The organism is Aquibium pacificum (assembly GCF_040839445.1).
Classification (GTDB): Bacteria; Pseudomonadota; Alphaproteobacteria; order Rhizobiales; family Rhizobiaceae; genus Aquibium; species Aquibium pacificus.
On record NZ_JBDPGJ010000001.1, the window covers coordinates 588,762 to 601,792 of the forward strand.

At 65.8% G+C, this 13,031-nt stretch carries 10 protein-coding genes; 9 read left to right on the top strand and 1 reads right to left on the bottom strand.

Annotated features, from left to right (window positions below; genetic code table 11):
- Positions 1-126 precede the first annotated feature (126 nt).
- From ABGN05_RS02890 to ABGN05_RS02910, 5 genes are all read left to right on the top strand, one after another.
- The gene (locus ABGN05_RS02890) at positions 127-987 is read left to right on the top strand and encodes a TIGR01459 family HAD-type hydrolase (protein WP_367952483.1); all 861 of its coding nucleotides are present in this window, start codon (positions 127-129) and stop codon (positions 985-987) included.
- Positions 988-1,015: 28 nt separating this feature from the next.
- Positions 1,016-2,002 (top strand): bifunctional riboflavin kinase/FAD synthetase, encoded by a 987-nt coding sequence (locus tag ABGN05_RS02895; protein WP_367952484.1) that lies wholly within the window; start codon positions 1,016-1,018, stop codon positions 2,000-2,002.
- Between the two features lie 117 nt (positions 2,003-2,119).
- Positions 2,120-2,926, top strand: a complete 807-nt coding sequence (locus tag ABGN05_RS02900; protein ID WP_367952485.1) for a MipA/OmpV family protein — start codon at positions 2,120-2,122, stop codon at positions 2,924-2,926.
- A gap of 258 nt (positions 2,927-3,184) precedes the next feature.
- Entirely contained in the window at positions 3,185-6,217 is a 3,033-nt protein-coding gene (gene ileS, locus ABGN05_RS02905; RefSeq protein WP_367952486.1) for an isoleucine--tRNA ligase, read from the top strand.
- Positions 6,204-7,070 carry a hypothetical protein gene (locus ABGN05_RS02910; protein WP_367952487.1) on the top strand — a complete coding sequence of 289 codons (867 nt, stop codon included), beginning with the start codon at positions 6,204-6,206 and terminating at the stop codon, positions 7,068-7,070. The genes ileS and ABGN05_RS02910 overlap by 14 nt, the downstream gene beginning before the upstream one ends.
- A 4-nt stretch (positions 7,071-7,074) precedes the next feature.
- Here ABGN05_RS02910 and ABGN05_RS02915 read toward each other — a convergent pair whose 3' ends face one another.
- On the bottom strand, positions 7,075-7,530 hold the full coding sequence (locus tag ABGN05_RS02915) for a nucleoside deaminase (RefSeq protein ID WP_367952488.1): 456 nt from the start codon (positions 7,528-7,530) through the stop codon (positions 7,075-7,077).
- Between the two features lie 77 nt (positions 7,531-7,607).
- Here ABGN05_RS02915 and ABGN05_RS02920 point away from each other — a divergent pair, with 77 nt between their 5' ends.
- The 4 genes from ABGN05_RS02920 to ABGN05_RS02935 all read left to right on the top strand — a co-directional run bounded on the left by ABGN05_RS02920 (position 7,608) and on the right by ABGN05_RS02935 (position 13,031).
- On the top strand, positions 7,608-9,584 hold the full coding sequence (locus ABGN05_RS02920; RefSeq protein WP_367952489.1) for a pseudouridine synthase: 1,977 nt from the start codon (positions 7,608-7,610) through the stop codon (positions 9,582-9,584).
- A 3-nt stretch (positions 9,585-9,587) separates the two neighbouring features.
- The gene (gene rsmD, locus ABGN05_RS02925) at positions 9,588-10,142 is read left to right on the top strand and encodes a 16S rRNA (guanine(966)-N(2))-methyltransferase RsmD (protein ID WP_367952490.1); all 555 of its coding nucleotides are present in this window, start codon (positions 9,588-9,590) and stop codon (positions 10,140-10,142) included.
- Between the two features lie 100 nt (positions 10,143-10,242).
- The gene (locus tag ABGN05_RS02930) at positions 10,243-11,667 is read left to right on the top strand and encodes a M16 family metallopeptidase (protein WP_373695879.1); all 1,425 of its coding nucleotides are present in this window, start codon (positions 10,243-10,245) and stop codon (positions 11,665-11,667) included.
- A gap of 41 nt (positions 11,668-11,708) precedes the next feature.
- Positions 11,709-13,031 (top strand): M16 family metallopeptidase, encoded by a 1,323-nt coding sequence (locus ABGN05_RS02935; RefSeq protein WP_367952491.1) that lies wholly within the window; start codon positions 11,709-11,711, stop codon positions 13,029-13,031.

The following is a 13,031-nucleotide window of genomic DNA, read 5'->3' on the forward strand; positions in this document are numbered from 1 at the left end:
AACCATCCGCTGCCCTTGTGGCATTGTGCCGGACAGCTGTTAAGCGAAACATAATGACAGGGTGAACGGGTTCGGTTAATCCCCGGTCCGGAAACGAGTTTTGCGGCGTGTCCAGCAGGAGTCCCGATGCCCGAATTGCCGCGAATGACAGGTTCGCTCGACGAGATCGCCGGCGGATACAGCGTCCTTCTGTGCGACGTGTGGGGCGTGGTGCACAATGGCGAGCGCGCCTTCACGGAGGCGTCCGCCGCACTGGCGCGGGCGCGCGAGAACGGCAAGGCGGTCATCCTTATCACCAATGCGCCGCGACCGCACCCGGACGTCGAGGCGCAACTGCGCGCGCTCGGCGTGCCGTCGGACGCCTATGACCGCGTCGTTACCTCCGGCGACGTGACCCGCGACCTGATCGCGGACGGTCCGCGCATGGTCTTCCATATCGGACCAGATCGCGACCTTTCGATCTATGACGGGCTCGACATCGAACTCTGCGAGGAACCCGAGGCCTCCGTGGTGGTGTGCACGGGGCTCTTCGACGACGAGACCGAGACTCCGGAAGACTATTCGGACTTGCTGCGCAGGCTGCGGGCAAGGAACCTTCCGTTCATATGCGCCAATCCCGACATTGTGGTGGAACGCGGTGATCGCCTGATCTGGTGCGCCGGGGCGCTGGCGCGCGATTTCGGCCAACTCGGCGGGCGCACTTTGATATCGGGCAAGCCGCACCGGCCGATCTACGAAGCCGCACTCAAGGCAGCCGGCGACTTGCTGGGCCGTACGATCTCGTCTTCCGACGTTCTCGCCATCGGCGACGGCGTGCTCACCGATATCAAGGGAGCCTCGCAGAACGACATCGACGCGCTCTACGTGTCGGGCGGCATCCATGCGCGCGACTATGGCGAGACGCTGGAGCCGGACCTGCCGCGGCTGGCGGCGTTCCTCCAAAAGCACGGCCACGAACCCGTCGCCGTCATCCCGCGGTTGCGGTGAGCGGGCGACCCATGCCGCCGAGGGGGAGATGAGCCGGAGACCGTTCGCCAGGGTGGGGAATCCCACGGATCTGCCGCGGCACCTGCGCGGCGGGGTCGTCGCGATCGGCAATTTCGACGGCGTTCATCGTGGCCATCGATCGGTGCTGGACAGGGCGCGTGCTCTGGCCGAACGCAAGGGAGTGCCGGCGCTGGCGCTGACCTTCGAGCCCCACCCCCGTTCGGTCTTCCGGCCGGAACAGCCGGTCTTCCGGATCACGCCTGCCAACCTGAGGTCGGAACTCATCCGCATTATCGGCTTCGACGGCATCGTCGAGCAGGAGTTCACGAAGGACTTCGCGAGCCAGAGTGCGGAGGAGTTCGTCAGTCGCATCCTGATGGGCGGCTTCGGCATCTCGCACGCGGTGACCGGATTCGACTTTCACTTCGGCAAGGACCGGCAGGGCGGCCCGGCCTACCTGATGGCGGCGGGCGAGCGGCACGGTTTCGGCGTCACCCTGATCGACGCCTATCGCGACGAGGGGGCCGAAATCGTCTCGTCGAGCCGTATCCGTGCGCTGCTCGCCGCCGGCGAAGTGGCGGAAGCGGCCGGCCTGCTCGGCTACCGCTACACGGTCGAGGCGGAGATCACGCGCGGCAAGCAGCTTGGCCGAACGCTCGGCTACCCCACGGCCAATATGGCGCTGCCGCCGGAGACCGATCTCAAGCATGGCATCTACGCCGTGCGGCTGCGGCGGGAGGACGGCACGCTTCACGACGGTGTCGCGAGTTTCGGCCGCCGCCCGACGGTGGACGAGGACGGGGCGCCGCTTCTGGAGACGTTCATCTTCGACTTTTCAGGCGATCTCTACGGCGAGACGGCGCGCGTTTCGATCTTCGGCTACCTTCGAGGCGAGGAGAAGTTCACCTCGCTGGACGACCTCGTGGTGCAGATGAAACGAGACGAGCAGGAAGCACGCGCTCTGCTGTCAGGGGTGCGCCCGCTGTCGGGGCTGGATGGGGTACTGGCGTTCTAGATCCTTCCCGGTGAACGCTCCCCTTTCGCAGGCCGTGAACCTTTGATCCACATATCCATGGTTTACGTATTCGAAATGCAAAGCCATTCTTATGGCGCGATCCGCTTCGGAGATGACATGCAGAAAACCGCTTCAGCCGCCCTCGTCCTCTCGACGACGCTTGTGCTTTCGGCCTCGCCGGCTTTTTCCCAGCAAGGGAACTGGCTTTCCGGAGACTGGTATCTCACGGTCGGCGCCGAGGTGCTGACTGCTCCGGACTACGAGGGCGCGAGCGATTACATGGTGCGGGCCGCGCCACTCATCTCGCTCGGCAAGGCGGGCAGCGCTCGCCGCTTTTCCTCGCGCAACGACAACATCTCGCTGGGCTTCATCGACACGGGCGATTTCCGCGCGGGGCCGACCGGCAACATCGTCTTCGGCCGCGACGCCGACGACTCGCCGGACCTTGCCGGGCTCGATCCGGTGCGTTGGGGCGTGGAACTCGGCGCCTTCGCTGAGTTCTATCCGTCCGACTGGATGCGCCTGCGCGGCGAAGTCCGCCACGGCATCCGGGCGCATGACGGCGTCGTCGCAGACTTCGCGGCCGACGCCTTCATGGACGTCACGCCCTCCATCAGGGTCTCCGGCGGACCACGCCTTTCCTTCGCGTCCGCCGACTATTTCGATGCCTACTACGGAGTGTCGCCCGCGGAATCGGCAGCCTCGGGCCTTGCCGTCTACGATCCGGACAGCGGCGTCCGCTCGGTCGGACTCGGCGGCGCCATCACCTGGAAGGCGACCGACACGGTGACCACGAGCCTCTTCGGCGAGTATTCCCGCCTGATGGGACCGGCGGCGGATTCCAGCCTGGTGAAGCAGCGCGGCGAGGAGAACCAGTTTCTGCTCGGCGTCTCGGCGACCTACAGGTTCGACTTCTCGATGTGATCGGCGCGCGTACGCGCGGTTCCTGCACGCGCGGCCAAAACCCCTTTATTCCGCGCCGATCGTCCGCTACATAGCGCGGCCATGACACCGAGCGCCGGCCTTCGCCTTTTCGCGATACGAATTACCGGCCCGGCCGTCCGGCAGGCGTGAGCGCCGCCGGAAGGTCCGGGAAGAATTTCGCGCGCGACGCGCACATCCGTTTCATTTGACACCGGCCCGGCGAACGCTTCGCGCCCGCGGCCCACGAGATGGCGAACCATGACCGACAGTGCTGACAAGCTCGACTATTCCAAGACGCTCTACCTGCCCAAGACCGATTTTCCCATGCGTGCGGGCCTGCCGGAGAAAGAACCGCAGATCGTCGCGCGCTGGCAGGACCTCGACCTCTACAGGCGCCTTCGCGAGGACGCCAAGGGCCGGCCGCTCTACGTGCTGCACGACGGGCCGCCCTATGCCAACGGCAACATCCATATCGGCCATGCGCTCAACAAGATCCTGAAGGACGTCATCACGCGCTCCTTCCAGATGCGCGGCTACGATTCCAACTACGTGCCCGGTTGGGACTGCCACGGCCTGCCGATCGAATGGAAGATCGAGGAGCAGTACCGCGCCAATGGGCTCGACAAGGACCAGGTGCCGGTCAACGAATTCCGCAAGGAGTGCCGCGAGTTCGCCCAGCACTGGATCACCGTGCAGTCGGACGAGTTCAAGCGGCTGGGCATCGAGGGCGACTTCGACAACCCCTATACCACCATGGCCTTCCACGCCGAGGCGCGCATCGCGGGCGAACTTCTGAAGTTCGCCATGTCGGACCAGCTCTATCGCGGGTCGAAGCCGGTGATGTGGAGCGTGGTGGAGCGGACGGCGCTGGCGGAGGCGGAGGTCGAGTATCATGACTATGAGTCGGATACGGTGTGGGTGAAGTTTCCGGTGGCTAGATCGCACTACAGCGAAGCGGTCAGAAGAGACGAAGGCATTGATCCACTTGAGCACAATCTTGGTCTTCAACGCGACGTTGAGGGAGCGTCGGTAGTCATCTGGACGACCACCCCCTGGACCATTCCTGGCAACCGAGCCGTGGCATTTTCTCCGCTCGTCAAATACGCTCTCTACGAAGTTTCGGAGTGTCAAAATGACTTCGGTCCTCGAGTCGGTGAGAAGGTAATCTTCGCAACAAAACTCGTGGACGAGGCCGCAACTAAGTCAAAACTTACTCTCAAATTCCTGCGTGACATCAGCAGCGAAGAACTTGTGCGATTGGAGATTTCACATCCATTGGCGGGGCTAGCCGGTGGGTACGATTTTATCGTTCCTATGATTCCCGGCGACCACGTCACCGATGATGCTGGCACGGGCTTTGTGCACACCGCTCCCGGCCATGGCCGGGAGGATTTCGACGCGTGGCAGGATTTCCTAAGGGGCCATCTGAGATATGTGTTTGAGCCGACCTCGTTGAGCGTGGTGAACGGGCAACTCAGCTACTTTGCCAAGCCATTTTCGCCACAGATCCCCTTCACCGTCGACGATGCCGGCTTCTTCACGAAGGACGCGCCGGGCTTCGGGCCGGACCGCGAAGGCGGGGCGGCGCGGGTCATCGACGACAACGGCAAGAAGGGCGACGCCAACAAGGCGGTCATCGACGCGCTGATCGAGCGCAACATGCTCTTTGCACGCGGGCGGTTGAAGCACTCCTATCCGCATTCCTGGCGCTCGAAGAAGCCCGTGATCTTCCGCAACACGCCGCAGTGGTTCGTCCACATGGACAAGGACCTAAGCGACGGCACGACACTCAGGACCCGCGCCCTTGCCGCCATCGACGCCACGCGCTTCGTGCCTGCCGCCGGGCAGACCCGCCTGCGTGCCATGATCGAGGAACGGCCGGACTGGGTGCTCTCACGTCAAAGGGCTTGGGGCGTGCCGATCTGCGTCTTCGTCGACGAGGACGGCAACGTGCTTAAGGACGAGGCGGTCAACGCGCGCATCATGGAAGCCTTCGAGGCCGAAGGCGCCGACGCCTGGTTCGCCGACGGCGCGCGCGAGCGCTTCCTCGGATCGCGCGCCAACGAGCCGTGGACGATAGTCAAGGACATCCTCGACGTCTGGTTCGATTCCGGCTCGACCCACACCTTCACTCTGGAGGACCGGCCGGACCTGAAATGGCCGGCGGACGTCTACCTGGAGGGCTCCGATCAGCATCGCGGCTGGTTCCATTCCTCGCTACTCGAAAGCTGCGGCACGCGCGGCCGCGCGCCCTACGACACCGTGATCACCCATGGCTTCACCATGGCCGAGGACGGTCGCAAGATGTCGAAATCCCTCGGCAACCAGGTCTTCCCGCAGGACATCATGAAGCAGTCCGGCGCCGATATCCTGCGCCTGTGGGTGATGACGACCGACTACTGGGAGGACCAGCGGCTCGGCAAGTCGATCATCCAGACCAATGTCGACGCCTACCGCAAGATGCGCAACACCATCCGCTGGATGCTCGGCACCCTCGGCCATGACGAGGGCGAGGAGGTCGCGCTTGCCGACATGCCGGAACTGGAGCGGCTGATGCTGCATCGGCTGTCGGAACTCGATCAGATGGTGCGCAAAAGCTACGACGCCTTCGACTTCAAGCGCATCGCGAAGTCGCTGACCGATTTCATGATCGTCGACCTGTCGGCATTCTATTTCGACATCCGCAAGGACGCGCTCTACTGCGACGCGCCGTCGAGCATGCGCCGCAAGGCCTCGATCGTGGTGGTGCGGCACCTGTTCGACTGCGTCGTCACGTGGCTGGCGCCGATGCTGCCCTTCACCATGGAGGAGGCCTGGCTCGACCGGCACAAGGACGCGGTATCGGTGCATCTGGAGCAATTCCCGCAGGTGCCGGCCGAATGGCGCGACGACGCACTTGCCGAGAAGTGGCGCAAGATCAGGCAGGTGCGCCGCGTCGTGACCGGAGCGCTGGAACTGGAGCGGGCACGGAAGACAATCGGTTCGTCCCTGGAGGCGGCACCGATCGTGTACGTGGCCGATCCCGCGCTCATGGCGGCTCTGGATGGCTCCGACATGGCCGAGATCTCGATCACCAGCGGCATCTCCGTGCGCGCGGGTGAGGCACCGGCGGAGGCGTTCCGGCTCGACGACGTCAAGGGTGTGGGCGTGCTGTTCGCCACGGCCGGCGGCGCCAAATGCGCGCGCTCCTGGCGCTACACGGACGACGTCGGGACCGACCCGGATTATCCGGACGTTTCGGCGCGCGACGCGGCGGCGCTGAAGGAGTTGCAGGCGCTTGGCCGCCTGTGAGACAAATCGCGCCGTGGCCGCGCGCCGCGGCCCGATTGCCGGTGACGGCAGGTTGCTTTACAAGCCGTTAACGCGCATCCGTCATCTTGTTGCCGGATTCTGTGATAGACAGTCGGCGACTTGGACGGCAGGGGTGGAACGGCCGTCGGGAAAGGCACACATCGGCATGTTATCTGGCGTACTGAACGCATTGAGCGGAAACGCGGCGAAAAGTGTCGCGCTGGCTGCCGTCGTGGCATCGTTGTCGGCCTGCATGGGCTCGCCGACCTACGGCACCGGCACGCCGGCAGACGTGCAGCTTCTGGAAGACGTCACCGGCGTGCTGACGATCTCGCCCAAGGACGAGGCGCCTATCGAATACAAGCCGCGTCCCGAACTGGTGAAACCCGCCTCGATCGCGCAGTTGCCGCAGCCGCAGGACAGCATCAACACCGCTTCCAACCCGGCATGGCCCGAGTCGCCCGAGCAGAGGCGCGCGCGGGTCCGCGCCGAGGCGACTATCAACCGCGACGAAGTCAACTTTCAGCCTGAAGTCTATGACGAAGTCGCGCGGGCGGCGCCCAAGAGGGCAGTCCGCAGGACGCGCGGCGATGACGTCGGCTTGAACGGAGAGCCGCTCCTGGAAGGCTCTGGCGGAGACCAGCGCAAGGAATTCAACCGCCGGCTCGCCGCCAACAACCAGGGCAGCCCGACCACCCGCCGCTATCTGAGCGAACCGCCGCTCGATTACCGCCAGCCGGCGCCCACTGCTCCTGTCGGCGACATCGGCGAGGACGAATGGCGCAAGGAGAAGCGCCGCGAGGTGGGCAGCAAGAAGGGCTGGAGCCTGAAAGACCTCATTCCCTGGGGGTGAGGGCTCACTCCTCCGTTCGCCTTTCGCGGAAGAAATCCTTCAGCAGCGCCGCGGCTTCCCTCTCGCTGAAGCCCGAGTAAACCTCCGGCGCGTGATGGCAGGTCGGCGCGGAAAAGAAGCGTCCGCCGTGGATCACGCCGCCTCCCTTGGGGTCCCCGGCGGCGAAATAGAGCCGGCGGATGCGCGCGAAGGAGATCGCCGCCGCGCACATGGCGCACGGTTCCAGCGTCACGTAGATGTCGGCTGATCCAATCCGCTCGGAGCCGGATATCCGGCAGGCTTCGCGGATGACCAGCATCTCGGCGTGGGCGGTCGGATCGGCGCGTTCGCGGGTGCGGTTGCCGTCGCGGGCGACGATGCGACCCTCGATCACGACCACCGCGCCGACGGGCACTTCGCCGCGGGATGCGGCAAGCCGCGCCTCTGACAGCGCCTCTCCCATGAAAACAGGACGGTTCACCGTTCCGAAACTCCGATATTCCACTCGCGCCGGGCCAAGTCTGCTGATAGTTAGCCGCGCGGAAAGGCAAAGACCACATGGACGACGACGAGGACAAGAAGCGCAAGGGCGGAACCGGCGCGAAAAAAGGCGGATTCCGGGCGGCCGGAGACGGAGCCCGCAAGGACGCCGGGAAACCTTTTGGCGGCAAGAAGCCTGGCAAGCCGGCCGGCAGAGCGGCGGCGCACGGCGGCGGCGATTTCCGCGCGCGCAACAGCGACCAGGGCGCGAAGAAGCCCTACAAGCCGCGTCGGCCGGCCGAGGGCGGCGAGGGCGAAGCGCGTCAGCAGCGGCGCTCCGGGCCCCCCGCGAATCGGGAAGGTCGCGGCGAAGTGGATCGCCAGCGACAACGCCGGGCGCCGGGCGAGGCGGGCAGCGGTCCTGCCGACCGGGAAAGATGCAAACCTTTCGGCGCAGGCAAGCCCTTCCGCGACAGGAAGCCGGACACCGGCGGCGAGCGGACTTTTCGGCCCCGGCGCGAGGATGGCCCTGCCGGCGGAGACAGGAAGCCTTTCCGTAACGCAGGTGGGGAGCGCGGCGGTTTCGGTGGCAAGCGTCAGGATAGCGCACGACCCGACTTCAAGCGCCGCGACGATCGGACTTCCGGGACGGGAGATCGCCGGACGGGCGCCGACAAGCCCGGTTTCGGCGAGAAGCGTCCCTTCAGGGACAGAGCTGCCGGCAAGGACAGGCCCGCGGGAGCGCGGGCGGACAGCGGCGCCAAACGGCCGCCGCGAAGCGACGCCCGCAAGGACGCGGCGGCACCGGAAGAAGGCGAACGCATCGCAAAGCGCCTGGCGCGAGCCGGCGTTGCCTCGCGGCGCGATGCCGAGGCGCTCATCGAGGCGGGCAGGGTGCGGCTGAACGGCCAGGTGCTGGCAAGCCCCGCCGTCAACGTCACCGCCAGCGACACCATCACGATCGACGGCGACCCCATCCCTGCGATCGAGCGGACGCGGCTTTTTCTGTTCCACAAGCCTGCCGGGCTGGTCACGACCAACCGCGATCCGCAGGGGCGCAGGACCGTCTTCGACGTCCTGCCCTCGGAACTGCCCCGCCTGATGACCGTCGGCCGGCTCGACATCAACACCGAAGGGCTGCTGCTGCTCACCAATGATGGCGGGCTGTCGCGGATGCTGGAACTGCCCGCCACGGGCTGGCTGCGACGCTACCGCGTTCGCGTCCATGGCTCGGTCGACGAGGCGCAACTCGCATCGCTTCGCGAAGGGATTGCCGTGGACGGCGTCTTCTACGGTTCGGTGGAGGCGACCCTCGACCGCGAGCAGGGGTCCAACGCCTGGCTGACGCTGGGATTGCGCGAAGGCAAGAACCGCGAGGTCAAGAACATCCTCGCCGCGCTCGGGCTCGAGGTGGCGCGGCTGATCCGCATTTCCTACGGTCCGTTCCAGCTCGGCGAACTGCCCGAAGGCGCGGTACAGGAACTCAAGGGCCGCACGCTGCGCGACCAGCTCGGCGAGCGGCTGATCGAGGAGGCCGGCGCAAACTTCGATGCGCCGATCGTGAAGCCGTTCTCGAACCGACCGACGGCCGGGCCGGCCGATCGCGGCGATGACAGGCCGGAGCCGCCACGCAGCGGCTATCGGGAGCCTGGCGAGGGTGGACTGGTCAAGAACCGGAAGCGCGACCGCGAACACAAGCGAGAGGACGCGCTCGGGCGCCTTCAGACAACGAAGCCGCCGTTCCGGGACAAGAAACGTGCGGGTGGCGACAAGCGCGAGAGCGAAGAGAAGAAATTCGAGCCGCCGCGCGGCAAGGCCTCGAACGTGTGGATGGCTCCCGGCGCGCGGCCGCAAGGCAAGAAGAAGGTAGCGGAAGAGGAAGTCTCTCCGGAGGGCGTGCGCCGGCAGGCCCGCGGTCCGGTGCGCGGTGATGATCGCAAGGCCGCCGGCACAGGACGCGGCGAAGGCGGTCGTTTCCGTCCGGATCCTTCGAAGGCGGGCGGCGGTCCAGGCACGGGCCGGCCTGGACCCCGCAAGCCGCGCAAGGGCGAGTAGCCCTTGCGGATCGTGGGAGGCGAGTTTCGCGGCCGCACGCTGGCCGCGCCGCGGACTGAGGCGATCCGCCCGACCACGGACCGGACCCGCGAAGCCGTCTTCAACGTGCTGGCGCACCGCTTCGAGAACCGGCTCGCGGGCGCACGGGTGCTAGACCTCTTCGCCGGCACGGGTGCGCTCGGTCTGGAGGCGCTGTCGCGCGGTGCGGCGTATTGCGTCTTCGTGGAGGAATCGGCCGAGGGAAGGGGAGTGATCCGCACGAATGTCGAGGCACTCGGGCTGCAGGGTCGGACCAAGATCTTCCGCCGCGACGCCACGAGCCTCGGAAGCGCCGGGACGATCATGCCTTTCGATTTGCTTTTCGCCGATCCCCCTTACGGCAAGGGTCTCGCCGAGAAGGCGCTGGCGGCCGCAAAAGCTGGCGGCTGGCTGAAAGCTCGGGCGCTCTGCATCGTCGAGGAAGCCGCTTCGGCGGCCTTCGCCCCGGGCGGGGGCTTTGCCATTCTCGACGAGCGCCATTATGGCGACACGATCGTCCGGTTCATCGAGGCCGAATAGCGCGCGGCGGCGCTGCATTACGGAGATTTCATGCTCCGGATGCTTCACATCGCTTCAATATGCCCCCACTTTCCGCGCGACCGTGAAATCGAGGTGTTCAATGGAATTCAACCGAAGCGGCATCCGCGCGAAGGCATTCCTGTCGCCGATGCTGATCGCGCTTGGCGTGGGCCTGTCGCCGCTGCCGCTCACCGTGCCGGCGATGGCGGCGGAGAACCCTGCCGCGGCCGCGACGGAGCAGAAGAAGAGCGAAGCCGAGATATCGAGCTTCTTCCTCGACAATGGCCTGCAGGTCGTGGTCATCCCCGACCACCGGTCGCCGGTGGTGACCCACATGCTGTGGTACAAGGTCGGCAGCGCCGACGAGGAGCCCGGCAAATCGGGCATCGCGCATTTCTTCGAACATCTGATGTTCAAGGGTACGAAGATCCATGCGCCCGGCGAGTTCTCGCGCCGCGTCGCCGAGATCGGCGGCCAGGAGAACGCCTTCACGTCGAACGACTACACCGCCTACTTCCAACAGGTCTCACCCGATGCGCTCGAAACCATGATGGAGTACGAGGCGGACCGGATGCACAACCTCATCCTGACCGATGAGGTGATCGGGCCCGAGCGCAACGTGATCCTGGAAGAGCGCGGATCGCGCGTCGAGAGCGAGCCGGGCGCGCTGCTCGGCGAGGAGATGGACGCCACACTCTACCAGAACCATCCCTACCGCATCCCGGTCATCGGCTGGATGCACGAGATCGAGAAGCTGAACCGCGAGGACGCGCTCGCCTTCTACCAGCGCTACTACGCGCCCAACAACGCCGTGCTGGTGGTCGCGGGCGATGTCGATGCCGAAGAAGTGAAGCGGCTGGCCGAGGCGACCTACGGCGAGGTGCCGCGCGGCCCCGAGCTTCCGCCGCGTGTGCGCCCGACGGAGCCGGAGCAGAACACGAAGCGCACGGTCACCATGTCCGATCCGCGCGTCAGCGTTCCCAGCGTCCGCAAGGCCTGGGTCGTGCCCTCCTATGCCACCGCCGAGCCGGGCGAGGCCGAGGCGCTCGACCTCCTGTCCGAGATTCTCGGCGGCGGGCCGCGCAGCCGGGCCTATGAGGCGCTGGTCGTGAAAGAGGGCATCGCGTCGGGCGTCGGCGCCTACTACCAGTCCGATGCGCTCGACGCGACGTCGTTCCAGATCTACGCGTCCCCCCGCGGCACGGCGACGATCGACGACGTCGAAAAGGCCATGGATGACGAAATCGCCCGCATCATTGCCGATGGCGTCACCCCGGAAGAACTCGAGCAGGCCAAGAAGCGCTACGTGCGCAGCCTGATCTTCGCCCGCGACAGCCAGAGCGGCATGGCCCGCATCTACGGCTCGACGCTGACCACGGGCGGTACCATCAAGGACATCGACGAATGGCCCGACCGCATCGAGGCGGTCACCGCCGAACAAGTGCAGGACGTCGCGCGCCGCTATCTGGACCAGAGCCGGTCGGTGACAGGATATCTGCTGCCGGTCGAAGGAGAACGCTCGTGAACAGGACGCTTCGCCAGCCCGGCCGCCTCATGGAAAGACCAATGAAAGCAATCTTCGCCTCGGTCATCGGCTTCAGCCTCGCGTTCCTGCCGGCGGTTGCGCCCGCGCAGGCCGCCGTCGACATCCAGAAAGTCACCAGCGACAAGGGCATCACCGCCTGGCTGGTCGAGGACTACACCGTTCCCATCATCTCGATCCGCTTCGCCTTCGAGGGCGGCAGCACGCAGGATCCCGTCGGCAAGGAAGGCCTGGCGCAACTGATGAGCGGGCTTTTCGACGAGGGTGCGGGAGATCTCGGCCGAGCCGAGTTCCAGGAGGAACTTGACCAGAGCGGGGCCGAGATGTCGTTCGATGCCGGCCCCGACGCGTTTTACGGTTCGATGCGCATGCTCGCCGAAGACCGCGAAGAAGCCTTCCGACTGCTGGAACTGGCCGTCAACAGGCCGCGCTTCGACGACGAGCCGCTTGCACGCATCCGCGCCCAGATCGTGGCCGGCATCCAGGCGCGCGCGAACGATCCGGAGACGGAGGCGTCCATTGCCTGGGCCAACGCGATCTATGGCGACCATCCGTATTCGCGCCAGGACGAAGGCACGCCCGAGACCCTGGCCACGATCACGCAGCAGGACCTCCAGAAGCTGCACGAGGACCTTTTCGCGCGCGGCAATCTCGTGGTCAGCGTCGTGGGCGCGATCGATCCCGAGACGCTGAAGACGGAACTCGACCGCGTCTTCGGGTCGCTGCCGGAGAAGCCCGACGTCGGCGTGGTCCAAAAAGTCCAGCCGAAGCTCGACCAGCAGATCGCGCTTCCCTACGAAATTCCGCAGGCGACTCTCAGGCTCGCCTATCCCGGCATCGAACGGGACGATCCGCAGTTTTTCGCAGCCTACCTGATGAACCACATCCTGGGTGGCGGCACGTTCTCCTCCCGGCTCTTCGACGAGGTGCGCGAGAAGCGCGGGCTGGCCTACGGGATCGGTTCCTCGCTGGTGAACCGCGACTATTCCTCGGCGCTGATGATCGGTACGTCCACCCGTGCCGACCGCGCGCAGGAGACGCTCGACGTCATCCGCGACGTCATCACGCGCATGGCTGAGGAAGGCCCGACCGAGCAGGAACTGCGCGACGCCAAGGATTACGTCGTCGGCGCCTATGCGATCAACAATCTCGATACCTCCAGTGCGATCGCCCGCACGCTGGTGCAGCTGCAGATCGAGGATCTTGGCATCGACTACATCGATCGGCGCGCCGACCTGATCGAGGCGGTGACGCTGGAAGATGTGAAAGCCGTCGCGAAACGCTTGCTGTCGGCGGAGCCTGCCATCATGATCGTCGGACCGACCGTGTCTTTCGACAAGGGTTGA

What these genes read in the sequence shown, in the direction of transcription:
- ABGN05_RS02935 (WP_367952491.1), top strand. Translation starts at nt 11,709, where the DNA reads ATGAAAGCAATCTTCGCCTCGGTCATCGGCTTCAGCCTCGCGTTCCTG.
- ABGN05_RS02890 (WP_367952483.1), top strand. Translation starts at nt 127, where the DNA reads ATGCCCGAATTGCCGCGAATGACAGGTTCGCTCGACGAGATCGCCGGC.
- ABGN05_RS02895 (WP_367952484.1), top strand. Translation starts at nt 1,016, where the DNA reads ATGAGCCGGAGACCGTTCGCCAGGGTGGGGAATCCCACGGATCTGCCG.
- ABGN05_RS02920 (WP_367952489.1), top strand. Translation starts at nt 7,608, where the DNA reads ATGGACGACGACGAGGACAAGAAGCGCAAGGGCGGAACCGGCGCGAAA.
- ABGN05_RS02930 (WP_373695879.1), top strand. Translation starts at nt 10,243, where the DNA reads ATGGAATTCAACCGAAGCGGCATCCGCGCGAAGGCATTCCTGTCGCCG.
- ileS (WP_367952486.1), top strand. Translation starts at nt 3,185, where the DNA reads ATGACCGACAGTGCTGACAAGCTCGACTATTCCAAGACGCTCTACCTG.
- ABGN05_RS02900 (WP_367952485.1), top strand. Translation starts at nt 2,120, where the DNA reads ATGCAGAAAACCGCTTCAGCCGCCCTCGTCCTCTCGACGACGCTTGTG.